The organism is Rheinheimera sp. MMS21-TC3, from assembly GCF_032229285.1.
Taxonomy (GTDB): domain Bacteria; phylum Pseudomonadota; class Gammaproteobacteria; order Enterobacterales; family Alteromonadaceae; genus Alishewanella.
Map to the genome: position 1 here is coordinate 782,776 of NZ_CP135084.1, position 25,374 is coordinate 808,149.

The 25,374-nt window shown below is 41.1% G+C and carries 23 protein-coding genes; 15 read left to right on the plus strand and 8 right to left on the minus strand.

Annotated features, from left to right (window positions below; translation table 11 throughout):
- Window positions 1–13: 13 nt before the first annotated feature.
- Together RDV63_RS04010 and pepA are read right to left on the minus strand one after the other, a co-directional pair.
- Window positions 14–460 carry a DNA polymerase III subunit chi gene (locus RDV63_RS04010; RefSeq protein ID WP_313908231.1) on the minus strand — a complete coding sequence of 149 codons (447 nt, stop codon included), beginning with the start codon at window positions 458–460 and terminating at the stop codon, window positions 14–16.
- Window positions 460–1,968, minus strand: coding sequence for a leucyl aminopeptidase (pepA, locus tag RDV63_RS04015; protein WP_313908232.1), 1,509 nt, complete (start codon window positions 1,966–1,968; stop codon window positions 460–462). The genes RDV63_RS04010 and pepA overlap by 1 nt, the downstream gene beginning before the upstream one ends.
- Window positions 1,969–2,151: 183 nt before the next feature.
- On the opposite strand from pepA, the gene lptF reads away from it, so the two are divergent.
- Window positions 2,152–3,261 (plus strand): LPS export ABC transporter permease LptF, encoded by a 1,110-nt coding sequence (lptF, locus tag RDV63_RS04020; protein WP_313908233.1) that lies wholly within the window; start codon window positions 2,152–2,154, stop codon window positions 3,259–3,261.
- A gap of 1 nt (window position 3,262) precedes the next feature.
- Window positions 3,263–4,330: an LPS export ABC transporter permease LptG gene (gene lptG, locus RDV63_RS04025; RefSeq protein WP_313908234.1), complete on the plus strand. Its 1,068-nt coding sequence runs from the start codon at window positions 3,263–3,265 to the stop codon at window positions 4,328–4,330.
- Between the two features lie 21 nt (window positions 4,331–4,351).
- Here lptG and RDV63_RS04030 read toward each other — a convergent pair whose 3' ends face one another.
- From RDV63_RS04030 to RDV63_RS04040, 3 genes are all read right to left on the minus strand, one after another.
- The gene (locus RDV63_RS04030) at window positions 4,352–5,890 is read right to left on the minus strand and encodes an exopolyphosphatase (protein WP_313908235.1); all 1,539 of its coding nucleotides are present in this window, start codon (window positions 5,888–5,890) and stop codon (window positions 4,352–4,354) included.
- Entirely contained in the window at window positions 5,887–8,010 is a 2,124-nt protein-coding gene (gene ppk1, locus RDV63_RS04035; RefSeq protein ID WP_313908236.1) for a polyphosphate kinase 1, read from the minus strand. The genes RDV63_RS04030 and ppk1 overlap by 4 nt, the downstream gene beginning before the upstream one ends.
- Before the next feature lie 103 nt (window positions 8,011–8,113).
- Window positions 8,114–8,620, minus strand: a complete 507-nt coding sequence (locus RDV63_RS04040; RefSeq protein WP_313908237.1) for a glycine cleavage system protein R — start codon at window positions 8,618–8,620, stop codon at window positions 8,114–8,116.
- Between the two features lie 535 nt (window positions 8,621–9,155).
- Between RDV63_RS04040 and RDV63_RS04045 the strand changes: the two genes are divergently transcribed.
- From RDV63_RS04045 to RDV63_RS04090, 10 genes are all read left to right on the plus strand, one after another.
- Window positions 9,156–9,833 carry a TIGR00153 family protein gene (locus RDV63_RS04045; protein WP_313908238.1) on the plus strand — a complete coding sequence of 226 codons (678 nt, stop codon included), beginning with the start codon at window positions 9,156–9,158 and terminating at the stop codon, window positions 9,831–9,833.
- A 15-nt stretch (window positions 9,834–9,848) separates the two neighbouring features.
- Window positions 9,849–11,117 carry an anion permease gene (locus tag RDV63_RS04050; RefSeq protein ID WP_313908239.1) on the plus strand — a complete coding sequence of 423 codons (1,269 nt, stop codon included), beginning with the start codon at window positions 9,849–9,851 and terminating at the stop codon, window positions 11,115–11,117.
- Window positions 11,118–11,225: 108 nt separating this feature from the next.
- Window positions 11,226–12,134, plus strand: coding sequence for a hydrogen peroxide-inducible genes activator (locus tag RDV63_RS04055; protein WP_313908240.1), 909 nt, complete (start codon window positions 11,226–11,228; stop codon window positions 12,132–12,134).
- Window positions 12,135–12,224: 90 nt separating this feature from the next.
- Complete coding sequence (gene queA / locus RDV63_RS04060) at window positions 12,225–13,250, plus strand: tRNA preQ1(34) S-adenosylmethionine ribosyltransferase-isomerase QueA (RefSeq protein WP_313908241.1); 1,026 nt, start codon at window positions 12,225–12,227, stop codon at window positions 13,248–13,250.
- Window positions 13,251–13,350: 100 nt separating this feature from the next.
- Window positions 13,351–14,493: a tRNA guanosine(34) transglycosylase Tgt gene (tgt, locus tag RDV63_RS04065; RefSeq protein ID WP_313908242.1), complete on the plus strand. Its 1,143-nt coding sequence runs from the start codon at window positions 13,351–13,353 to the stop codon at window positions 14,491–14,493.
- A gap of 20 nt (window positions 14,494–14,513) precedes the next feature.
- A complete protein-coding gene (gene yajC, locus RDV63_RS04070; protein WP_313908243.1) occupies window positions 14,514–14,855 on the plus strand; it encodes a preprotein translocase subunit YajC in 342 nt (113 codons plus the stop codon).
- 21 nt (window positions 14,856–14,876) lie between these two features.
- On the plus strand, window positions 14,877–16,730 hold the full coding sequence (secD, locus tag RDV63_RS04075; RefSeq protein ID WP_313908244.1) for a protein translocase subunit SecD: 1,854 nt from the start codon (window positions 14,877–14,879) through the stop codon (window positions 16,728–16,730).
- 10 nt (window positions 16,731–16,740) lie between these two features.
- A complete protein-coding gene (secF, locus tag RDV63_RS04080) occupies window positions 16,741–17,688 on the plus strand; it encodes a protein translocase subunit SecF (protein ID WP_313908245.1) in 948 nt (315 codons plus the stop codon).
- 64 nt (window positions 17,689–17,752) lie between these two features.
- A complete protein-coding gene (locus tag RDV63_RS04085; RefSeq protein WP_313908246.1) occupies window positions 17,753–18,124 on the plus strand; it encodes a rhodanese-like domain-containing protein in 372 nt (123 codons plus the stop codon).
- A 39-nt stretch (window positions 18,125–18,163) separates the two neighbouring features.
- On the plus strand, window positions 18,164–19,024 hold the full coding sequence (locus RDV63_RS04090; RefSeq protein WP_313908247.1) for a TraB/GumN family protein: 861 nt from the start codon (window positions 18,164–18,166) through the stop codon (window positions 19,022–19,024).
- An 80-nt stretch (window positions 19,025–19,104) separates the two neighbouring features.
- Here the strand turns inward: RDV63_RS04090 and suhB are convergent, their stop codons facing one another.
- The gene (suhB, locus tag RDV63_RS04095; RefSeq protein WP_313908248.1) at window positions 19,105–19,908 is read right to left on the minus strand and encodes an inositol-1-monophosphatase; all 804 of its coding nucleotides are present in this window, start codon (window positions 19,906–19,908) and stop codon (window positions 19,105–19,107) included.
- Between the two features lie 232 nt (window positions 19,909–20,140).
- Between suhB and RDV63_RS04100 the strand changes: the two genes are divergently transcribed.
- The 3 genes from RDV63_RS04100 (at window position 20,141) to RDV63_RS04110 (ending at window position 23,548) form a co-directional block, all read left to right on the plus strand.
- The gene (locus RDV63_RS04100) at window positions 20,141–20,872 is read left to right on the plus strand and encodes a complement resistance protein TraT (protein WP_313908249.1); all 732 of its coding nucleotides are present in this window, start codon (window positions 20,141–20,143) and stop codon (window positions 20,870–20,872) included.
- A complete protein-coding gene (locus tag RDV63_RS04105; RefSeq protein WP_313908250.1) occupies window positions 20,873–21,679 on the plus strand; it encodes a complement resistance protein TraT in 807 nt (268 codons plus the stop codon).
- Between the two features lie 129 nt (window positions 21,680–21,808).
- Window positions 21,809–23,548, plus strand: coding sequence for a potassium/proton antiporter (locus RDV63_RS04110; RefSeq protein ID WP_313908251.1), 1,740 nt, complete (start codon window positions 21,809–21,811; stop codon window positions 23,546–23,548).
- A 66-nt stretch (window positions 23,549–23,614) separates the two neighbouring features.
- Here RDV63_RS04110 and RDV63_RS04115 read toward each other — a convergent pair whose 3' ends face one another.
- A complete protein-coding gene (locus RDV63_RS04115) occupies window positions 23,615–24,358 on the minus strand; it encodes a ferredoxin--NADP reductase (protein ID WP_313908252.1) in 744 nt (247 codons plus the stop codon).
- Between the two features lie 53 nt (window positions 24,359–24,411).
- Window positions 24,412–25,293: a 50S ribosomal protein L11 methyltransferase gene (gene prmA / locus RDV63_RS04120; RefSeq protein WP_313908253.1), complete on the minus strand. Its 882-nt coding sequence runs from the start codon at window positions 25,291–25,293 to the stop codon at window positions 24,412–24,414.
- Between the last annotated feature and the right edge of the window lie 81 nt (window positions 25,294–25,374).

Consider the following 25,374-nt stretch of genomic DNA (forward strand, 5'->3'; position numbering starts at 1 on the left):
TAGTACCTGTTTGTCAGTCGATGGTTATCGTGCTTGGCGTGATACCATGCTGACGATATTGCTTATATCGTTCTCTGGCTTGGGCTTTTAAGTGCTCTTCTGCAGGAACGAATTCGATAATTTGTTTAAAGCGTTGTGCAAAGTCTGGCACTTGCTCGGTTAGGTTAATTAATACTGGACGGTTCTGCTTTGGTGTTTGCCAGCCAATCTCTACGGCAGCGCCATAGCTTGGGCCTTCACCGCTTAAGTTATGGGGGACAAAGCGCTCGGCATCAAATTGCCACAGCTGCTGGTCAAATGCTTCAGCTTGTTCTTGGTCGGCAGTATAAACGAAAACCCGTTGCTTTGCCCGATACAGATCGGCACAAAGCTGACAGGCTAAACCAAAATGAGCTGGCGAAGTGCGCAGCTCATTTTGGTTGCTTGGCAAAGCAGTTAATATATAAAAAGTAACTGCCATTAACTTTCCTGTTGTTGGTTAGCGCGGTTAATTAAAAACTGCGTTAACATGGGTACAGGCCGCCCAGTTGCCCCTTTATCTTTACCACCACTGCGCCAGGCAGTCCCAGCAATATCTAAATGGGCCCAGTTATATTTACGGGTAAAGCGAGACAAGAAACAGGCTGCGGTAATAGTGCCAGCGGCACGGCCACCTAAGTTACTAAAGTCTGCAAAAGGGCTTTCTAATTGGTCTTGATAATCGTCCCATAAGGGTAAGCGCCATGCCCGATCGCCGCTTTGATCTGAGGCATTTAATATTTCGTGCGCTAAAGGGTTATGGTTACTGAGTAAACCAGTGGCATGTTTACCTAAGGCAACAACGCAAGCGCCAGTTAAGGTGGCGACATCAATAACGAGCTCAGGATCAAAACGTTCCACATAAGTTAAGGCATCACATAATACTAAGCGGCCTTCGGCATCGGTGTTTAATACTTCTACGGTTTGTCCTGACATAGTCGTTAAGATATCACCAGGCCGATAAGCGTTAGCATCTGGCATGTTTTCAGCTGCAGCAAGTACTACAATAAGATTAATAGGTAATTGTAGCTCTAACACAGCACGCATAGTGCCAAGTACTGAAGCTGCACCACACATGTCGTATTTCATTTCGTCCATGGCTTCGCCAGGCTTAATACTAATACCGCCAGAGTCAAAGGTTAAGCCTTTGCCCACTAATACTACAGGTGCTGAGTCATTATCGGCACCGCGATAATTAATCACTGACATTCGCGGGCCGTTAACAGAGCCACGGCCAACTGCTAAATAAGAATGCATACCTAGCTTGTCTAGCTCTTCTGGGCCTAAAATCTCAACACTTACTTTGTTAGATAGCTGACATAGCGCTTGGGCTTGCTCGGCTAAGTATTGCGGAGTACAAATATTAGGTGGCATATTGCCGACATCTTTAGTTAATTTGCTACCGGTAGCGATAGCTAAACCGTGCTCAACCGCTTTTTCGCCAATAGGCAGGTCACGGCGTGTTGGTACGTTAAATACCATTTTACGAAGTGGCCGACGGGTTTCATCTTTTTTGCTTTTTAGTTGATCAAATACATATAAGCTATCTAAAGTTGTTTCTACCGCTTGGCGTACTTTCCAATAGGTATCACGGCCTTTAACATGTAGTTCAGATAAAAAGCATACTGCTTCCATAGAGCCGGTTTCATTTAAAGTACTAATAGCTTTGGCAATAATCTGTTTATATTGACGCTCATCTAATTCGCGCTCTTTACCGCAGCCAACAAGTAGAACTCGCTCACTTAAAATATTAGGCACGTGATGTAATAACAGCATTTGCCCCGATTTACCTTCTAAATCGCCGCGGCGTAATAAGTTGCTAAGGTAGCCATCACTAATCTTATCTAGTTGCTCGGCAACTGCAGATAAGCGTCTAGGTTCATATACACCAACAACAATACAAGCACTGCGTTGTTTTTCGGGACTGCCACTTTTTACACTGAACTCCATGCTTACTCCTGATTCTAACAGACGGTATAAACGTCACGTGGTACATTAATAACCAAATTCTACCGTGAATATATAAAAAAGCTCGGTTTTCTGTGTCGTTTAGTCGATAATAATTACTATAGGCATTAAGTTTACTGAAAAATCGCCAAGCTTCCAGTAAAAAGGTCGGTTTTAGGGGGCGTATTGATCATTTTTCGTTATTTGTTAGGTGAAGTCTTAAAATCTCAGCTAACAGTATTTGTTATTTTGATGACCATAATTATAAGCCAGCGCTTTGTAAAAATTTTGGCTGATGCCTCAGAGGGCGAATTACCAGGTCAATTAGTGATGAGTATAGTGGCACTTAAATTACCGCAATTAGCGGTAATTATATTGCCGTTAAGTGCTTTTGTTGGCGTTTTGGTGGCCTATGGCCGAATTTATGCTGACAGTGAGATGACAGTGCTGCACTCTACTGGTGTTAGTGAGTGGTATGTTGCGCGAATAACGATAATATTATCGTTATTGTTAGCTATGTTAGCTGGAACTGTCACCCTTTATATTAGCCCTTGGGCAACAGAGCAAGAGTATCAGTTATTAGAAAAAGCCGATGCTAGCGCGGGGCTATTCTCATTAATGCCTGGCCGTTTTCAGCATACATCAAATGAAAAAGCAGTTATTTTTGTTCATGATATCAACCGCACTGGTGAATTAAGTAAGGTATTTGTTGCACAAAACAATAGTCAAAGCGGTCAAGATACTAACCCAACCCATGCTATTGTTTATGCACAACTTGGTAAAGTTACCGAAGACGCTACAGGCGCACAGCAATTAGAATTAGCGCAAGGGCGCCGTTATGCGGGTGAAGGTAAAACAGCTGCCTTTGAAATTACTGAGTTTGGCCGTTATCAAATTCAAATACGTGAACAAGAAGTCGAGCAGCGACGCCGCAAACTAGGCAGTTTAGCAACAGCAGAGCTAATCCAGCTAGATAGCAGTGAAGCCTTAGCCGAGTGGCATTGGCGTATTGCTATTCCCTTGTCTATTCCGCTGTTGACGCTAATAGCGGTGCCGCTAAGTCGAGTGAATCCACGCCAAGGTAAGTTTGGTCGATTAATGCCAGCCTTGCTATTGTATTTAGGCTATTACGCTATGCTGATTATTGCTCGTTCTGCCCTAGAAGATGAAACTATCCCAGCCATCTTAGGCATGTGGTGGATCCATGGCTCAGCTTTATTACTAGGCATGGTTTTAATTATGCGCAATAGAACAGGTGCGCAACGGTTCCAAGCTTGGCTTGTGGGGCGCAGTTAAGATGTTAAAAATAGTAGATATTTATATAGGCCGCACTATTTTAAGCACATCAATGCTTACCTTAAGCGTGTTATTGGTCATATCGGCCATGTTTAAGTTTATAGACCAAATGCGCTCTATAGGCCGTGGTTATTACGATATGGTTCATGCTGCACTTTATACGCTGTATACAGTACCTGGTGATTTAGTAACCTTTTTTCCTATGGCGGTGTTAATAGGCGGCTTAATTGGTTTAGGTATGTTAGCCAGTAATAGTGAGCTAGTGGTAATGCAGGCGGCAGGTATGTCCCGCTTCAATATAGTTAGTTCAGTTATGAAAACCGCTGTTGTAATGGTGCTAATTGTTATGGCGGTTGCTGAGTGGGGAGCGCCTATTAGCGATAGAGTAGCCCGCGAGCTGCGAATAAAAGCTATTTCAGATGGTAATTTATTTGCATCACAGCAAGGTGTATGGGCTAAAGATGCTGATCAATTTGTTAATATTAAACAAGTTGATGACTTTGGTAATTTAAATAATATTATTATTTATCAATTTGATGATGATTTAAAGCTAGTGTCTATTGTTAATGCTGAAACTGCAGTATTTAAGAATGACGCTTGGTTGTTACAACAAGTACAGCAACAGCAATTTACCGAACAAAAAATTGACCAGCAACAGCTAACAAGACTGCGTTGGCGCTCTTCATTAACGCCGGAAAAGCTAGGTGTGGTGACCATTAAGCCTGAAATGCTGTCTATTACAGGACTGGCAGATTATGTCGATTATTTAGAACAGAATGGCCAAGATGCTAGCCGGTATCAGTTAGCTTTTTGGCGTAAAGTATTACAGCCATTAACCATCATTGCTATGCTATTAATGGCGTTGTCTTTTATTTTTGGGCCGCTACGTAGTGTTACTATGGGCGCCAGAGTCTTAATGGGTATTTTAACTGGCTTTGCATTTTACATGAGCAATGAAGTCTTTGGCCCTATAGCATTGGTCTATCAACTGCCATCTATTGCTGGCGCGGCATTACCCAGTGTATTATTTATAGTGTTATCTATATATTTGATGCGTAAAAAGGTATAAGCCTGCTTATACCTTAGCCAGTTAGTCGGGGTTGTAGTTAGGCAAGTTTAAACACTCTAAATGAAAGGTGATTTTGCGCAGTTGCTTTTGCTCGCTTTGCAAATAAGCAGCTAATAAGCTTTGTTGTTCTAACCAATTGGTTTCTATATACAACTGTAATTGTTGCTCACTGCCACTAATGCGAATATCAGGCAAAAAGTTGTCACGACGTTTTTGATTAAGCAAGACAGCAAGTCTTAATAAGACTATTAAATTAACCACTTGTGATAGCTGATATAAGCTAAAGTGTGGGATCTCTTCCGCTCGAATTTTTCGCCGATGAAAACGAACTAAAGTTGCAACTAGCAGTTGTTGCTCTTGGTTAAAACCAGGTAGATTAGCGTGCTGTAAAATATAGGCAGAGTGTTTTTGCACACTTGACGAATTAATATGTAAACCCACTTCAAATAAGTTTGCTGCCCAGATTAAAGCTTTGCCATGTTCAGGTTCTAATTGCCAGCTAGCACTGACTTGGTTAAATAAGGCTAAGGCAGTACTGCTAACACGGTTTGCCTGTGCGATATCAATATCATAACGGCGTTGCATACTAGCTACGCTTTGTTGGCGAATATCATGATGCTGTAAGCGGTCGCTCATTTCATAGAGTATGCCTTCACGTAAAGCGGCATCTATATAAGAAAGCTGTTGGATTTGCAGCTGTTTAAAAGCGGCTATTAATATCGCTAAACCAGAACAAATAAGCAGTTTACGATCTTCATTTAAGCCAGGGATAACTAATTCACTGCAATTTTCAAATTGTAATAAGTAGCTTTTTAAGGTTTCTAGATGACAAGCTTCGATGCTGTCGTTACTAAAACCTAAAGCAACAATAATATCGCGTACAGCTTTAACAGTGCCAGATGTGCCAAGTGCTTTTTGCCAGCCAATATTTTTAAAGTTATTAGCAATATGCTCTAATTCTTGTTCGGCATGTAAAATCGCTCTATTAAAACGTTTTGCACTAATACGACCTTGGCTAAAATAATCTTTGCCATAACTAACACAGCCTATATTACGACTGCTAAGGCAAAGAGGCTGTTGACCGCAGCCAATAACAAACTCAGTGCTACCGCCACCTATATCAATAACTAATCTTTTATCGTCAAAATGTTCATAGTGGGCGACGCCTTGATAAATTATTCGCGCTTCTTCTTGACCTGAGACTACTTCTATTGGAAAAGGAAAAACCGCTTTAGCACGGCGAATAAAGGTGGCTGCATTTTTAGCTCGGCGTAAAGTGAAAGTAGCAATAACCCGTACAGAACCTAGTGCAAAAGGGGCTAATGTATCAGAAAACTGTGCTAAGGCTTTTAAACCGCGCTCTATAGCCTCTTCACTGAGTATAAAATGATCATTTAAACCTTGAGCTAAATGAACTTTTTGCTTTTCACGATGCAGTAGCTGAATGTCGCCATCGATGATCCGTGCAACTACGAGGTGAAAGGAGTTTGAGCCTAAATCAACAGCAGCTATATAAGGTTGATGTTCTGTTTGCTCGAGCTTTGATCGAGAAGAGTTCATTCAGTTTCAGTGTCTAGTTGCGGCCGCGCTTGGCGAGCCCAATAATTATAAATCTGCTGCTGCGAGCGGATCTTACGTTTATTGCCACGTTTAACATAAGCGTTATCATGGCAAGGGCCAATAATACGTGCCTTTACGTTGTCGCGCCACTGAATATCTAAAATGTCTAACATATTTTGTTTTAATCGAGGGTCTAAGATTGGTACGCCGACTTCAACCCGCTGATCAATATTGCGGGTCATCCAGTCGGCAGAAGATAAATAGACTTCGGTATCGCCAGCGTTATGAAAGACATAGATGCGGGCATGTTCTAAAAAGCGGTCTAAAATACTAATCACTTTTATATTGTCACTTTTACCTGGAATACCGGAAACTAATGAGCACATACCACGGACAATTAAGCGTATTTTCACCCCAGCTTGGCTAGCAAGATAGAGTAAATTAATAATTTCATCATCAGCTAAGTTATTTACCTTAAGTAGGATCTCAGACTTTTTACCCGAGTTAGCTAGATCAATTTCGCGTTGAATTAATTGCAATAATTTAGGCCTAGCCCAAGTTGGTGAGACAATTAAGTGCTTAAATATATAAGGGCGGTAGCTATGTTCAATAAACTCAAATACTTGCTCTAGTTCGGTGGTAATCTCAGACTGACAAGTAAATAAGCTAAAGTCGGTGTAGACTAAGGCTGTTTTTTCATTAAAGTTGCCTGTTCCTATATGGCCATAATGTACAGCTTTGCCTTTTTCCTGCCGGGTAATCAGACACAATTTAGCGTGCACTTTTAAACTGGTTAAGCCAAAGATAACCTGAATGCCGCCTTCGGTCATTTTTCGGGCCCAGTTAATATTGTTTTCCTCATCGAATCGAGCTTTTAACTCCATAACAACGCTAACTTTTTTACCGTTACGAACGGCATCTAGTAAAGAATGAATAACCCGCGAATGCTTAGCTACCCGATACATTGTAATTCTGATCTGGCTGACTTTAGGATCAAAAGATGCTTGGCGTACCCACTCAGTAAAGTAATTAAAGCTATGATAGGGGTAATGCAACAAGATATCGCTATGGTTAATAGCATCAAAACTAGTGGTGTGACGTTCAAATGCTGCACTAGCTAAGGTAGTTAATGGTGGGAAGGCTAAACTAGCATGACCAAAGTTAGGAAAATTAATAAAGTCTTTAAAGTTACGGTAACGGCCGCCAGAAACTAAAGAGTCGTTGGAGCTGGTGCCTAATTGTTTATTTAGCACTTTGAGCATTTGCTCTGGCATAGCTGCATCATAAACTAAGCGGACAGGTTCTGATTGTAAGCGCTGGCGAATACCTTTAGACATTTTATCTATCAAGCTTTGGTCTAAAGTGTCACTAATATTATATTCCGCATCACGAGTAAGTTTTAATGAATAGGCTTGAATTTGTTCAAACTGAAAAAAACCACTGAATAAATCAGCGATGCAGTGCACGATGACATCGTCCAATAATAAAATTTGCCGCCGATAGTGACCATTTTTCTTACGGGTATTTAAGTCTAGCGGTAATTCTATAAAACGTGACAGTTCTGCGGTTGGTACTTGGACTATGGCATATTCTGGTTTACTGTTACCTAACATTTCAACCATTAGGTAAGTGGTATTATCTTCTAAAGCTTTAGTTAATTTAACCTCATCACCGGATAAAATCATCGGCGAAATATGCTTAAGCACATTTTGCCTAAAGTACTGTTTTACCCAGTCGCTTTGCAACTCGGTTAATTTGAAATGATCTATTAACTCAATATTATGTTTACGCAGCTCTAGCTGGATCTCTAAGTAAATAGCATTAAAGCGTTGGCCTAGTTGCTGTACTTGTTGTTGAATTTTAGTTAGCAGTTCTTCGGCATCTTCTTGTTCACTAGTCTGGTATTTTTTTAACAGGATCCGTCGTTTAACATCAGCAACGCGGACTCGAAAGAACTCATCCATATTGTTGGAGTAAATACCAAGAAAACGTAATCGCTCTATAGCCGGATTACGTTCATCAGCTGCTTCTTGTAGCACTCTGCCATTAAAGTCTAGCCAACTTAATTCTCGAGGATAGCAGGGAAAGTCTAGGTTATTAGTTAAGCTGTGCTGCGGCATTGTATTACTACTCCAAACACGAATAGGCATCAGCATAAGTTGTAATAATGAAGTCTAACTGAATTCAGCGGCAAATTACCGCTATATTCAGTTAAAAAATAGTTTAAACATCAGTATCAATATCAACAACAATATCTGTAGCTATAGCCTCTAATGCTTTTACAACCTCACTACGGCTAACATTAGCAGGCAGCTCAACTGTAGCTACTGCGGTAAATAGCGGCACGCCCCAATTAGGTGCACCTTGTTTACTACTTTCAAAATGAATAATGTTAGTGCCTTTATGTTTAATAACAGATGATAACTCGCGGACAATACCTGGCCTATCATTACCTGTTATCACAAAGCGTAAATGTTGTTGTTCATTTAAAGTATGCTCAATACCATGCTGAATTTTGACTTCTAGATCGCTCATTTGCTCAAGCGCTTGGGTTAATTTGGGTAAGTCTTGCTCTGAAACCTCAAGTTGTAAGATACCGGCAAAGTAACCGGCTAAATGACTTAAATTACTGGCTGTCCAGTTACCATTGTTTTCATTAACTACAGTGGCAAGATTATCGACTAATCCAGGCTTATCTTGTCCTATTAGCGTAAGTACTAACTGCTTCATTATGTATTCCTATTCAGAGCTACTGTTAAAGCTAGGCTAACGACTAGTTGTTGTTGCCAAGCTAATGCAATTTAATTTTAATCTATTATCAGTGTAGCGCTATGTTTTTACTTTGGAAAATATAACAGTAAAAATTAATATTTAAACAAGGTTTGTGCCTTGCTTAGCTCATTAGTAAAACAGGTGTTTAATGCTTTAACTCATTGAGTTGGCAGTTTTATACCAGTACTAAATTTAATATTTTAACCACTTCAGTTAAATATAGAACTGAACAAATGATTACTAGCAGGTGATTTTTTTATAGAAAACGGTAAAATTCAACTCCATATGCAGTCTTTTAGCTTAAAAGCACAGTGCAGAATATGTAAAGCCAGAGACTAAAACCAAATTATGACCTAAAGTGACTACGTAATGACTACAAATAAAGCTTTTTTAGGGTTATTTTCATTTTGTGTTCACTTTTCATTTTTCTTGCGCTTTGAATATCGTTACAATGCGCCCCGACTACCGTCAAATAAATATACGAGGCCAGGCTATGCCAGCTAGTACTTTTTTATCCGTGTTTGCTAAATCACCTATTAAGCCGATAGAGGAACATATCCGCAAGGTGCATGAAACAAGCGAACAGTTATTGCCATTTTTTGAAGCTGTGTACCAAAAAGATTGGGCCATGGCGACAGAAGTGCGGAAGAAAATCGTTATGTTGGAAAAGGAAGCTGACATTTTAAAGCGGGAAATTAGGGTTAATTTACCCCGAGGTTTATTTTTACCTGTCGATCGTGCCGATATTCTGGAGCTGGTTTCACAGCAAGATAAAATTGCCAATAAGACCAAAGATATTTCTGGGCGTATTTTAGGCCGAGAACTATTAATCCCGGCTGAGTTACAACAAGACTTTAAACAATATGTTCAGCGCTGTATTGATGCTACTCAATTAGCTAGCGATGTGATAAATGAGTTTGAAGAACTGCTGGAAACTGGCTTCCGAGGCCGTGCAGTAGATCTGGTTGTTAAAATGATTGGACGCTTAGACCGGATTGAAAAAGATACCGATGACATGCAAATAAAATTACGTAGAGCTTTACGTTTATTGGAGCAAGATTTAAATCCAATTGATGTTATGTTTTTATACCGTACGTTAGAGTGGGTTGGCGACTTAGCCGATATCGCGCTGCGAGTGGGTTCACGGCTCGAAATAATGCTAGGTCGCTAAAAAAGGTTTATTCTGATGGATATTATACAATCGTACGGTTTAATTTTAATTTTTATTGCAGTAGTGTTTGGTTTTTTAATGGCTTATGGCGTTGGTGCAAATGATGTTGCCAATGCGATGGGCACTTCTGTTGGTTCTAAAGCGTTAAGTATTAAACAAGCGATATTTATTGCAGCAATCTTTGAGTTTGCTGGTGCTTACCTCGCAGGTGGCTCTGTTACATCAACAATACGGGGAGGGATTACTGATCCTTCCTTCTTTATAGATGCACCTGAGCTGATGGCCTACGGCATGATTGCAGCATTATTAGCTGCAGCAACTTGGTTAATAGTGGCTTCTTATTTTGGTTGGCCAGTATCAACCACTCACTCTATAGTTGGTGCTATTATTGGCTTTGCCGCAGTTGGTGTAGGGGTAGACTCAGTAAACTGGGGTAAGGTTGGCGGTATAGTGGGCAGTTGGGTTATTACACCCATTCTAGCCGGTGTCTTGGCTTATATGTTCTTTATGAGCGCGCAAAAACTAATATTTAATACTGAACAGCCGTTAGAAAATGCCAAGAAATATGTCCCTTTCTATATGGCATTTGCTGCTTTTATGATGTCTTTAGTGACTATTCAAAAAGGTTTAAAGCACGTTGGTTTAGGCCTAGGCAGCACTGCTAATGGTTATTATTTAGCCATTGCCATCGCCATTGTGGTTGGCGTCATAGGTAAAGTTGTTATTTCACGCTTAAAGTTTGATCCAGCCGCAGATAAACGGATGCAGTTTAATAATGTAGAGCGTATTTTTGGTATATTAATGATAACAACAGCTTGCTGTATGGCATTTGCTCATGGCTCTAACGATGTAGCTAACGCCATAGGCCCATTAGCAGCAGTAGTTAGCGTTGTCACTTCAGGTGGTGAAATTAATAGTACAGCAGCCTTAGCTTGGTGGATTTTACCTCTAGGTGCTATTGGTATTGTAATTGGTTTAGCCACTTTAGGGGCAAGAGTTATTAGAACCGTGGGTACAGCTATCACCCATTTGACACCAAGTCGTGGTTTTGCTGCAGAACTATCAGCAGCTTCTACAGTGGTAATAGCCTCGGGTACAGGCTTACCTATTTCAACCACACAAACCTTAGTTGGGGCTGTGTTAGGAGTAGGCTTAGCACGCGGTATTGCAGCGCTTAACTTAGGGGTTGTACGTAATATCTTTATTTCTTGGATTATTACCTTACCTGTTGGTGCAGGGCTAGCTATAGTGTTATTTTATATTTTAAAGCTGATTTTTGGTTGATTTGAACTAGCTTAAAGGTCACTAAAACTGCTATCGATTGCTGATAACAGCCGATGGCGGTTTTGCATTTTATTCCTACTATGTTTGATTGAAGACTTGGAAATTGTTATGAAACACTTGCCTAGTTTAAAGCAGTTACAATATTTATTAGCTTTGCATGAGCATCAGCATTTTGGTCGAGCAGCTGAAGCCTGTTATATCGGCCAATCCACACTAAGTGCTGCTGTGGCAAACTTGGAGCAAACCTTAGATGCTCAGTTATTAGAACGAGATCATAAAACCTTTATTTTTACAGCTGTTGGCGAAGAGGTTGTGCGTCAAGCCAGACATATTGTTAGTCAATGCGAATCTTTAGCAGACTTTGCCCGTTATCAGGGTAAACCTATGGCTGGTCCTTTTCGGCTAGGGTGTATTCCTACCATAGCACCTTTTGTGTTAAGTGAAGTGATGCAAGCCTGTCGGCAACAGTATCCTGAATTAAAATTACTGCTGCGCGAAGACACCTCAGATAATTCACTTCAAGCTTTAGCAGACGGCCGTTTAGATATGGTGTTGTTAGCACTACCTTATGAAACCTTAGGCATGCATAGCCGTACCTTAGCGCAAGATCCGTTTAAACTGGTCTTACATAAAGACTGGGAAAAGCGCGGTTATAATCAAGATGTCAGTCAGTGGCCAGACGAAAGTATTTTTTTATTAGAGCGGGAACATTGTTTAACAGGGCACGCTGTTACTGCTTGCGAACTTGCTGATAGCCGTAAAGTAAACCCATTTTTTGCCACTAGCTTACATACCTTAACCCAGATGGTGAATAATAAACTAGGGGTAACCTTTATGCCGCAAATGGCCATTAATAGTGGCTTATTAACGGGTACAGAGTTAATTGTTAAAACACCCGCAGCAGAAAATGCTTATAGAGAAATTGGCGTAGTTTGGCGGCCAACATCCAATAAAATAGCAAGTTATCAGTTAATGGCAGATTTAATTGCAACCGTTTTACAGCAAAAATGCCAATAATTGCTGGTTTCTGCTAATATCGCCGCTGTTTTCAGCTTTGCGCCTTGTGTCGGTAAAGTGTGGTCGGTAAAGCCAACTAGGATCTTAGTTATGCAAGTGAGTGATTTTTCTTTTCAACTACCCGAGCAACTTATTGCTCGTCATCCTAAAGCAGAACGTTCATCTAGCCGTTTGTTAGCTATGAATAAGAAAAATGGTGCTTTAAGTCATCATATTTTTAAACAAATTATCGACTTTATTCATCCTGATGACTTAGTGGTATTTAATAACACTAAAGTTATTCCCGCGCGTTTGTTCGGTCAAAAAGCCTCTGGTGGTAAAGTTGAGGTATTAGTAGAGCGAGTATTAGATCAAAAACGATTTTTAGCCCATGTTCGCGCCAGTAAAGCCCCTAAGCCAGGTACAAAGTTAATTTTAGAGCAATCGGCTGAAGTTGAAATGCTGCAACGCCATGATGAGCTGTTTGAATTGGCGGTGTGTTCTACTGAGCCCGTATTAGAGATGTTAGAGCGTTTAGGCCATATGCCTTTACCCCCTTATATTGACCGCCCAGATACAGCAGAGGACAAAGCCCGTTATCAAACAGTATATAGCGAAACTCCTGGTGCCGTAGCCGCACCGACAGCTGGCTTACACTTTGATGCCCCTTTGTTACAGCAGTTAACCGATAAAGGTGTCGAGTTTGCTTATGTCACTTTGCATGTTGGGGCAGGTACCTTTCAACCAGTACGAGTTGATAATGTGTTAGAGCATAAAATGCATGCCGAATATATAGATATACCGCAGAGCACAGTTGATGCCATTGCTGCTTGTAAAGCTCGGGGTGGCAGGGTTATAGCCGTTGGTACTACGTCGGTTCGTTCATTAGAATCTGCTGCTCAACAAGGTAATGGCGAATTAATTGCTTATAAAGGTGATACCCAAATATTTATTTATCCAGGCTATGAATTTAAAGTAGTAGATGCCTTAATTACCAACTTTCATTTGCCGGAATCAACCTTAATTATGTTGGTGTCTGCTTTTAGCCAGCGTGAATATGTAATGCAAGCTTATGCCACGGCAATAGCAGAGCAATACCGATTCTATTCCTATGGCGATGCTATGTTTATTAGTTAGGCTATATTAGCAGGTGTTTATTGCTTAGCTTTGGCGCATTTGCTGTTATAATCGCGACGAAAATTAGCCAGACTGTTTATCTGGCGTATAAAGGATAACAATGAAATTTGAATTAGATACAACTGATGGTAAGGCACGGCGCGGCAGGTTGATTTTTGAGCGAGGGGTAGTTGAAACGCCCGCTTTTATGCCTGTAGGCACTTATGGCACGGTAAAAGGCATGACGCCAGAAGAGTTAGAAGCAACTGGCGCTCAAATATGTTTAGGCAATACCTTTCATTTAATGTTACGCCCAGGCACAGAGATTATTTGCAAGCACGGTGATTTGCATGATTTTATGCATTGGCATAAACCTATTTTAACCGACTCTGGTGGCTTTCAAGTTTTTAGTTTAGGTGAGCTGCGTAAAATTACAGAAGAAGGCGTTAAGTTTCGTTCACCACTAAATGGTGAGCGCATTATGTTAACTCCAGAGCGCTCTATGGAAGTGCAACGCGCTTTAGGCTCTGACATTGTCATGATTTTTGATGAATGCACGCCTTACCCCGCCACTGAACAGCAAGCTAAAAAATCAATGGAATTGTCATTGCGTTGGGCTAAGCGCAGTAAAGATGCTCATGGTGATAACCCGTCGGCATTGTTTGGTATTATTCAAGGTGGCATGTACCCGAACTTACGCGATGTATCGTTGCAAGGCCTTGAAGAAATTGGCTTTGATGGTTATGCCATTGGCGGCTTATCAGTAGGTGAGCCTAAAGATGATATGATCAATATTTTAAACCATACCACAGATCAAATGCCGGCTTTTAAACCGCGTTATTTAATGGGCGTAGGTAAGCCGGAAGATATAGTTGAAGCGGTGCGCCGTGGAATTGATATGTTTGACTGTGTTATGCCAACTCGAAATGCTCGTAACGGCCATTTATTTGTAAGTACAGGTGTAGTGAAAATTCGCAATGCGAAATACAAAGACGATATTACGCCATTAGACCCAGAATGTGATTGTTACACTTGTAAAAATTATTCTCGGTCATATCTACATCATCTAGACCGTTGTAATGAAATTTTAGGTGCTAGGCTAAATACCATGCATAATTTGCGACATTACCAAGTGTTAATGCAAGGATTGCGTGACGCTATCGCTGCTGGTAACTTGGAGCAGTTTGTTGAACAGTTTTATACCAAGCGCGATTTACCAGTACCAACATTAGAAACTTCGCTAATCAAGACAGAACAAAATTAATTATAATTAAGGGGATATCCATGAGTTTATTTATAAATAAAGCATACGCAGACGTAGCAGGCCAAGCTACACCACAAGGTGGTGGTTGGGATTTGATTATTATGCTAGTGGCGTTTGGTTTGATTTTTTACTTTTTAATTTATCGCCCTCAAGCGAAAAGAGTAAAAGAACACCGTAATTTAATGTCGGCTTTGGGCAAAGGCGATGAAGTCTTAACTCAAGGCGGTATTGTTGGTCGAATTAATAAAATTGCTGATGATAAAGACTATGTAGTAGTAGCGATTAACGATAATACAGAAGTAACGCTACAAAAGTCTGCTATTAGCGCAGTATTACCAAAAGGCACGCTTAAATCGCTGTAAGCCGACAGAAAGGATAAACAGGTGTTAAATAAAAACCCTTTATGGCGATATTTGCTAGTTATTGGCGTGCTGTTACTGGCGCTAGTCTATGCTTTGCCAAATTTGTACCCGGAAGATCCGGCATTAAATATTAGCGCTACCCGAGGTGGTGTTGTTTCTGAGCAAGCTCGTGCTGAATTAGAACGCAGCTTTGACCAAGCCAATATAAGTGCGAAATCAGTAGTGCTTGAAGAAGGCCAAGTATTAGCGCGTTTTAATACTACAGAAGACCAACTACAAGCCCGTGAAATTGCAGCTGAAAAGTTAGGCGCTAATTATGTTACCGCTTTAAATTTAGCCCCAGCAACGCCGGCTTGGCTAAATGCTATAGGCGCGTCACCAATGAAGTTGGGCTTAGACTTACGCGGCGGGGTGCATTTTTTAATGGCGGTTGATATGAAAGCTGCCTTAAACAAAAACCTAAACGATATGGAAGAAACGTTCCGAGCTGATTTGCGTGAGGATAGAGTTCGCTACCGTAATATACAAGCGGATCTCGCTAAAGGTTATGTAACTATTACTATGCGTAGTGCTGAAGATGTGGCCGCAGCCCAAGCAGCATTAAAGAAGCGGGATCGTGAACTAGTCTTTAGCCCAGGTGCTGAAGAGTTTAGCTTTAATACTAGTATCAGCGAACTGCGTTTAAAAGAAATTCAAGAATATGCTTTAGAACAAAATATTACGATTATTCGTAATAGGGTCAATGAAATTGGTGTTGCTGAGCCTATAGTGCAACGCCAAGGAGCAGATCGCATAGTGGTGCAATTGCCAGGTGTGCAAGATACCGCTAAAGCCAAAGAAATTTTAGGCGCAACGGCAACCTTAGAGTTTAGGTTAGTTGATACGGATGCTGACTTAGCAGCAGCCCTAGAAGGCAGAATACCACCAGGCACAGAGTTGTTTTATAGTCGCGATGGGCGCCCTGTGCTGCTGGAAAAGAAAATCATGTTAACCGGTGAGCATATTACTGGTGCTAGCTCTAGCTTTGATGAGTATAGCCGGCCACAAGTGAGCATTAAACTGGATGCTAAAGGCGGTAATAAGCTATCTGAGTCTACCCGCACCGCCATAGGTCGTCGCATGGCATCAGTGTTTATTGAATATAAACCAAGCGAAGAGTTAGATGAGAAAGGTAATCCTATCTTAGTTAAAAACCAAGAAGTGATTAACGATGCGACTATTCAAGCTAGGTTAGGCCGTGATTTTCGTATCACCGGTATAGACTCGCCAGGTGAAGCACAAAATTTAGCCACCTTGCTGCGAGCGGGTGCCTTATTAGCACCTATTCAAATTATTGAAGAGCGCACTATAGGCCCAAGCTTAGGTAAAGAGAATATTCAGCTAGGTACCACAGCAATTATGTGGGGTATGGTAACAGTATTAATCTTTATGGTTATTTACTATAAAGCCTTTGGTTTAGTGGCTAACTTAGCATTGGTTGCCAATCTAGTCTTAATTGTCGGCGTAATGTCTATGATACCAGGGGCAACGTTAACCTTACCAGGTATGGCAGGTATTGTATTAACCGTAGGTATGGCAGTTGATGCTAACGTACTCATATTTGAACGTATTCGTGAAGAATTAGCTGATGGCCGCTCGGTGCAGCAAGCTATACATCATGGTTATGATCGTGCCTTTGCCACTATTACCGACTCTAATATTACCACCTTATTAGTAGCGTTAATTTTATTTGGTATAGGTACAGGGCCAGTAAAAGGTTTTGCGGTTACTTTAGCTATTGGTATTTTAACCTCAATATTCACTGCTGTAGTAGGTACGCGTTTATTGGTCAATTTATTCTGGGGTGGCCGCCGCGTGCAGTCATTACCAATATAAGGATTACGGCATGCAAATTTTTAATTTTAAACAGCCGTTAAACTTTATGCGGTTAAAGTGGGCAGCGATAATACTGTCTTCAATTATGCTAATTGCCTCAGTGGCATCTATTAGCATTAAAGGTATTAACTGGGGCTTAGATTTTACTGGTGGTACTGTTATAGAGGCAGGTTTTGCCCAGCCGGCCGATTTACCGGCAGTGAGACAAACATTAGCTGTGGCGGGTTATTCAGATGCTGTAGTGCAGCTGTTTGGTACCAGCCGAGATGTATTAATTCGTATACCTTTACGTGAAGATATAGAGCAAGCTACCTTAGGTGATGAGGTAATGGCTATCTTAAATCAAAACAATGCCAATGGCGTAACTATGCGCCGGATTGAGTTTGTAGGGCCAAGCGTTGGTGAAGAGTTAAAACAAGATGGTGGCCTTGCTATGCTAGTGGCATTAATTGGTATTTTACTTTATGTCACTATGCGCTTTGAATGGCGATTATCGGTAGGTGCAGTAATTTCATTGGCGCATGATGCGATAATTACTATGGGGTTATTTTCAATTCTAGGTTTAGAGTTTGATTTAACGGTATTAGCGGCAATTCTAGCCCTAATAGGTTACTCGATAAACGATACTATAGTGGTCTTTGACCGTATCCGTGAGAGCTTCCGTAAGTTACGTGATACAAGTGTTACAGAAACGATTAATGATGCTATTACGTCAACACTCAACCGGACCGTTATCACCTCCTTAACTACAGTATTAGTGTTAATAGTGCTGTTTTATATGGGTGGGGCACTTATTCATGGCTTTGCCACAGCCTTATTGTTTGGCGTTGCTATAGGTACCTATTCTTCTATTTATGTTGCCAGCTCAGTGGCAGAAATTCTCGGCATTAGCCGTGAAGACATGCTACCGCCGCCACCGATAGAAAAAGAAGGCGAAAATACCGAAGCCTTACTGTAATTTAGATTAAATAGTGTTAATAATGCCAGTCAATGACTGGCATTTTATTTAGGGAGTTCTGCTTATGACACAGCATGCACCTGCATTTTTAGCCTTAGTAAATAAGGTTAAATTACGGATTAAAGAAATCACTATTCCTGAATTACAGCTACTGCAACAGCCGTATCTGTTACTGGATATACGTGAGGATCATGAATGGCAAAAAGGCCATCTTCCGCATGCTCAGCACTTAGGTAAAGGCATTATAGAGCGAGATATAGAGCAACTAGTGCCTGATAAAACGCAGGTGATTATCTTATATTGTGGTGGTGGTTACCGCTCTGCTTTAGCTGCCGACAACTTACAGCTGATGGGCTACAGCCAAGTTTTTAGCTTAGATGGTGGCTATAGAGATTGGTGTCAACGTGGGCTAGACGTAGCCGCTTCTGACAGCTAGTACAGAGTGTAGTTAATAATAGCAAAGGGATATTTAAAGATGATTCGTCGTGTTTTATTGGTTATTTTATTACTTATTTGCGGTAGCGCTTTTGCACAAACTTCGGTGTTTGAAGTAAGTAAAGGTGAGCATAAACTTTATATAGCTGGCACTGTGCATATATTACCGAGTTCGGCATTTCCGTTACCAGAAGCCTTTAATTATGCCTATGACAATAGCAGTATTGTGGTATTTGAAGCGGATATCAGGCAGCTAGAAACAGCTGCGGGTATGCAATTATTAATGCAGCATGCTAGGTATCAAGATGGTAATAGCTTAACAAAAGTATTAAGCCCTGCCAGTTATAAAGCTCTATGCCAATATGCTGCTAGTTTAGGCTTAAGTGTATTAGGTTTAGATAGCTTTAAACCGGATTTTGTTATTGTTAATTTAATGCAACTAGCACTCACAAAAGCAAACTTAGCTGGTACAGGTGTGGATAAATTCTATTTAGATAAAGCCCAGCAAGATAAGCGAGAATTAGCATTTTTAGAAACTATTGAGCAACAGTTAGCGCTATTATTTAATGTATCGACGGGTAATGAAGACTTTTTTATTGAGCAATCTTTAAAAGATTTACAACGTATTGAAGCTCAGTTGACCAGCATTATAAAAGCGTGGCGAGAGGGCAACTTAAACAGTTTAGCTGAGTTAGCTATGGAACATGCAGATACGGCTATAGGCAAGCAGTTTTACGATAAGATGTTAACGCAGCGCAATAAAGCTTGGCTACCACAGTTAGAAGCTATGTTAGCCACAGCAGAAGTTGAGATGGTATTAGTTGGAGCTTTACATTTAGCCGGTGAACATAATCTATTACAGTTACTGCAACAGCAAGGCTATCAAATTACTCAATTATAAGCTTTATCGTTAAACAAAAATAAAGCCCTTTGGTCGCTTTATAAATTACAAAGCGACTAAAGGGCGGTAAGCCTGCTGGCTTAACGGGAAAGGCTATCGGTTAAATGTGGCCGAATATGCTTAAGCATACCTGCTAGCACTTTCGGGCTAGCGGCAACGATATTGCCGCTGCGAAGTTGATTATTACCACCGACAAAATCACTGACTAAGCCACCAGCTTCGCGAATAATTAACTCGCCTGCTGCTATATCCCAAGGCTTTAAGCCAATTTCAAAAAAACCATCAAAACGACCTGCGGCTACATAGGCTAAGTCTAAAGCGGCAGAGCCTGTGCGGCGTATGTCTGCTGCATCATTAAATATTGAGCTTAACATGCCTGTATAAGCTGGCATATGGGTTTTGTTTTTAAATGGAAAACCGGTAGCGATAATACTACCAGACATATCTGGTAAATTAACAACCCGAATACGAGTGCCATTTAACTGGGCGCCACGGCCGCGTGATGCGGTAAATAGTTCACCGCGCAGGGGATCAAAGATCACTGCTTGGTCTAATTTACCTTGATGTTTTAATGCAATAGAAACGGCAAAATGAGGGATGCCTTTAATAAAGTTGGCAGTACCATCAAGCGGGTCAATTATCCATTGAAACTCGCTATCGTTATTGCCGTAATCACCATGCTCTTCACCGACAATACCATGATTGGGAAATGATTTTTGTAATATATGAACAATGGCTTGTTCGGCTTCTTTGTCGACATTAGTGACAAAGTCATTAGTGCCTTTTTGGAGTTTCTGGACCATATCAAGTTGGCCACAGGCACGAGCGATCACGTTACCCGCACTGCGAGCAGCACGAACCGCGATGTTTAACATCGGATGCATAGCGATTACCTTATTTTAAAAAGAGCAGTATAAATATTGTTCAAAACAGCGGCGCAAATTATAACGACTAAGCTAGGAAAGTAAAGTAAAAACTAGTCCGTTTGCTGCTAGGCAATGCTTTGAGCTAAACTTAATAGCTGTAATAGGATATTGCTGTGGTCTTGTCTGTATTCATTAATGGTTCAGGCATAAGCACTAAATTAGCTGCAATAACCGAAAGTGGGGGAGTAAAATGAATAAGCTTACCAGTCTAGTAGTGTTAGGGTTAGTGATTGCTTTGGGCGGCTGTGGTGCTTTACATACTTCAGTGGCAAAACGTAATTTAGATGTCCAAACCAAGATGAGTTCAAGTATTTTCCTTGACCCGGTGGATCCTGAATTCAGAACTATTTTTGTTGATATTCGTAATACCTCAGATAAGCCAGAGTTTGATTTAAAACCACAAGTTATTGCTAGTTTAATTAGCCGTGGTTATCAAGTCATAGACAGTCCTAGCCGTGCCCATTATTGGTTGCAAGCTAATGTGTTGCAAGTGGGGCGTACTAATGGCCGTGATGTTAATACAGCTATGCGTATGGGGCATGGAGTAGCAGGTGGTGCCGTTTCGGGCTATGCTTTGCACAGAGCAACTGGTGGCTCTTCAGGTGGTGCTGCAGTGGGAGCAGCGGTGGGCGGGGCTATAGTCGGCACTGTAGTAGATGCTTTAGTTGAAGATGTTTATTATAGCGTTATTACTGATATTCAGATCATGGAACGCTTTGACGGCACTGTGCGTGAGAGTTCGCAGCATCAATTGTTACAAGGTGACAGTGGTAGTACAACCTCCAGCTATAATCGCAATACCGATATGCGGAAATACCAAACCCGTGTGGTCAGTTATGCTAATCAGGCCAACTTAAAATGGTATGAAGCCGAGCCAACCTTAACCCAAGGTTTAACCCGTGCTGTAGCAGGCTTATTTTAGATGCGTATTTGGCTGCTTTTGATATTAGTCTGTTTAACGGGTTGCTCGGCGATACATACATCGGTAGCCAAGCGGCAGTTAGATGTGCAAACTCGGATCAGCCAAACGGTTTACCTTGATCCTGTAGAGCCAGAGCAGCGTAGTATTTTTCTTGATATACGCAATACCAGTGCGAAATATCAGCTGCCGCTGGCGCAGGATCTGCGTAGCTTTTTATTTAGCCGAGGCTACAATATAGTGGACTCACCCTTACAAGCCCAGTATTGGCTACAAGTGAATGTTCGTGCAGTATTAAAAGAAAAACCAGCAAAAGTATTAGCCCAAGAATATGGTATGACAGCACAAGAAACCCATGCCTTATTACATCCGGATAGAGCACCATTAGTTAACACTGAATATAAGCCTCACTATACAACTAGGAATAGTGCTGTTTATGTTGATGCTGGCGTGACAACGCATGTTGACGGTAAAGATATTGTTAGAGGCTTAGTGGTGCTTGCGGCATTTGCTGGTGCTGAATATGTTGGTAATCAGCTAGTTAAAGATAAATATTATACTATGCTAACGGATATTCAAATTGCTGAGCGGATAAACCCAGACTCAATAGCGTTAGTTCATGAAACTAGCCGTCATCAATTAATTCAAGGAGATAGCGGTAGTTTTGAGCAATTGTGGCAGCGTGATACGGATATGCGAAAATATCAAATTAAAGTAGTCAGTTTTGCTAATAAGTCTAATCTTAAATGGCAAGAGGCAGAGTTGCCTTTACACCAAGGCCTGTTGCGATCTTTAGCTGGTATATTTTAAGCGAGTAATTTTTACTAACGTTTTAGTTGAAATTCAAGCACTAAGCCTCCATATAGCTGCTATATTATCTCTTATCTTCAATTAAGCTTAGCTGTGTCGTTAGATTTAAGCTAAGTATGAGAATCATCCATGTTTATTATTGACCACATTATTTTGTTGGCTGCGGTGTTGATCTTACTGGGCATAATGTCGAGTAAATTATCGGCTAGATTAGGCTTACCGGTATTAGTACTATTTTTATTAGTCGGTATGCTAGCCGGTGAAGATGGCCCTGGCGGTATAGTGTTTGACAACGCAGGTGCGGCTCATGCTCTAGGTACCTTAGCCTTAGCCATGATCTTATTTGATGGTGGTTTACAAACGCCCTTACGCGCTATTAAAAAAGTGTGGCGACCCGCTGCTACTTTAGCCACAGTTGGTGTTCTAATTACAGCTACAGTAACAGGGGTAGCAGCGGCTTATATACTTGAGATCCCTTTATTACAAGGCATGTTACTAGGGGCTATTGTTGGCTCTACCGATGCAGCTGCTGTTTTTTCTTTATTAAGAAATGCCGGTATTCATTTAAATAAAAAGTTAAAAGCGACCTTAGAGATTGAAAGTGCTTCTAATGATCCTATGGCAATATTTTTAACCGTAGGCTTGTTAGAAATTTTAATGCATGACATGCAACCCGGAACTGGGTTGTTAATGATGTTTGTGTCGCAAATGGGTTTAGGGGCTTTAGTTGGTTTAGCGGTAGGCTGGTTATCAGTCAAAATGATTAATAAAATTCAACTCGTTGCTTCAGGGCTTTATCCAGTTATGGTAGCAGCTTGTGGTTTATTATCTTTTGGTATTACGGCTAATATTGGCGGCAGTGGCTTTTTAGCTATTTTTATTACCGGCGTGGTAATAGGCAACAGCCGTTTTGTTTTTCAGCGCAGTACATTTTTATTTCATGATGGCTTAGCTTGGTTAAGCCAAATTGCCATGTTTGTGGTGTTGGGCTTATTGATTAACCCATCCTCTTTAATGGATGTATGGTTTGAAGGCTTGTTGATTGCGTTAGTTTTAACCTTTGTGGCTCGGCCTTTAGCGGTTGTACCATTTTTAGCTTTATTTGGCTTTAACCGGCGCGAAATCACCTTAGTATCTTGGGTGGGATTACGAGGCTCAGTACCTATAATTTTAGCTATTTTCCCTTTGTTATTTGAGTTACCAGGTGCTGCGCTAATTTTTAATGTAGTATTTTTTGTGGTACTAATATCTGCCACTATTCAAGGTTCTACTTTGCCTTGGGCTGCCAGAAAACTAAAGCTAACTATAGCACCACCGGCCTCACCGGCAGCTACTCTGGAAATAACAGCTTTAGGTGAAGTGGATGCTGATATTGTTGAATATACCTTAGGCGCAACATCACGGGCTGTAGGTCGGCGGTTATCACAAATGGCGTTACCTGACACAACAGTGGTTGCCATGATAACGCGTGCCAGTACTGTTATTACACCCCGCGGCTCAACCTTGCTTTGTGCAGATGATCATTTATTTATAGTGCTAAAGCCAGGTACTCGTAGCTTTGTTGATTGTGTGTTTTCGGCAACAGTTGATGATTATGAGAGTAATGAGTTGCCAATGCGCGAGCTGACAATTAAAGGTAATACTAGAGTTGCAGATTTAGAGCGCTCTTATGGGATTAAATTAGCTGCAGATAATGATGACAGTTTAGAGCAAGTATTAAGAAAGGCCCTAAACTCGACACCACAGCTTGATGCTAAGGTAGAGTTGGGTGATGTTCAGTTATATGTACGTGAAATGGTGGGCCAGCGTATTATAACGGTAGGTGTAATGCTGTTAATTGACGATGATTACGATAGCACTGACGGTTAAGCTAAGCTTTTAGCTAACTTAAGCGTTAATACCTACAAGGTTAGCGGTATTAACGCTAGTTGGTTATTACTTCCAATATTGTTCAACCGTAATATTGCCTGGTTTACGGCGTAAATTTTTTATTAAGCCTAAGGCTTCAAGTTGGGCTCTAGTGTCAGTAATCATAGCTGGATTGCCACAGAGCATAACCTGTGAGCGATTATCAAGCTTTTGCTTACAGGCTGCTTGTAATTCACCTGTACGGATAAGCTCGGGTATGCGCTTACTAAGCGCACCACTATGAGCTTCACGGGTTACTATAGGCTGGTAGTGCAGCATGCCGGGGTATTGTGCTTGCTTTTGCTCTATAAAGTCTCGATAGACTAAGTCGGCGACAGTACGCACGCTATGCACTAAAACAATATGCTCAAAACGTTGCCAAAGATTATGGGTGCCTAACATAGATAAATAAGGGCCTATGCCGGTTCCGCTAGAAATAAGCCATAAATTATCGCCATCTGGTATTTCATCTAAGATAAAAAAGCCTGAAGCCGGTTGGCTAACTTGCAGCGTATCGCCCATAGTTAGCTGTTGTAAAAGTGGCGACAAGCTGCCATCAGGTACAGTGTTTATTAAAAACTCTTGTTCGGTTACCCCAGGGCTATTAACTATTGAATAGGCACGTTGTTTACGACCATCTGCGGTATCCATAGCTAAGCGTACAAACTGGCCGGCGATAAAATCAAAAGCAGCGGTTTTAACTTTTAAACTAAATAAGTTAGGGTGCCAGTGTTTGTTTTCTAAAACTGTCGCGTCCAACCAATTTGCCATTTGTATATCTCCAAATTAGTAATATACCTCAGCCATACTACGTAAAGTTGCTGTTAAACACGCTTTATTGCAGTTAGGCAAACCCACTCTTCTTGTTCAGTGATAGGGTTAAAAGTGAACTCGTCGGCATAAGCTGCGATAACACTCTGGGCTTGACTTGTTAAGATGCCCGATAATGCCAATAAGCCGCCTGGTTTAACATAACCACTGATAACTGTTTTTAACTCTGCTAAAGGCCCGGCTAAAATATTAGCAACCACCACATCGGCTGTTAAGCTAGGTTGGTCTTTAGGTAAGTATAGCTCTATTTGTCCGGCCACATTATTACGTTTAGCATTATTAGTACTGGCTTCAATTGCTTGCGGGTCGATATCTATACCAATAACGCGTTTAGCGCCAAGTTTAAGCGCTGCTATACCTAAAATGCCTGAACCACAGCCAAAATCAACCACAGTTTGATCCGGCTGAATTACCTGATCTAGCCATTGCATACATAAAGCTGTGGTAGGGTGAGTGCCAGTACCAAAGGCTAAGCCAGGATCTAGCATTACATTGACAGCAGATGGGTCGGGAATATCCCGCCAGCTTGGGCATACCCACAGCCTGTTACCAAATTTAATGGGATGAAAGTTATCCATCCACTCCCGTTCCCAATCTTTGTCTTCTAACTGTTCTAATTTATATTCTAAGCTATTTTTAAAAAAGGAAACATTTTGTAATTGGCTAATAACCTCTGCCATTGGATGCTCAGCATCAAATAAACCTACCACTATAGTATTAGTCCAATAAATCACCTCACCAGGCATAGGTTCGTATATAGGGGTGTCATGGGCATCAACAAAGCTAACGGCTTGTGCGCCCCAACCCATAAGCATATCACTGACTTGCTCAGCTTTTTCTTCGGTAGTGTTAACGCGCAGTTGGATCCAAGGCATAATGTGTCTCGTGGCTATTTATAATTTGCGTATTATAACAAAAAGGCCGCAAATAGCGGCCTTTAATCTTACAAGAAACTT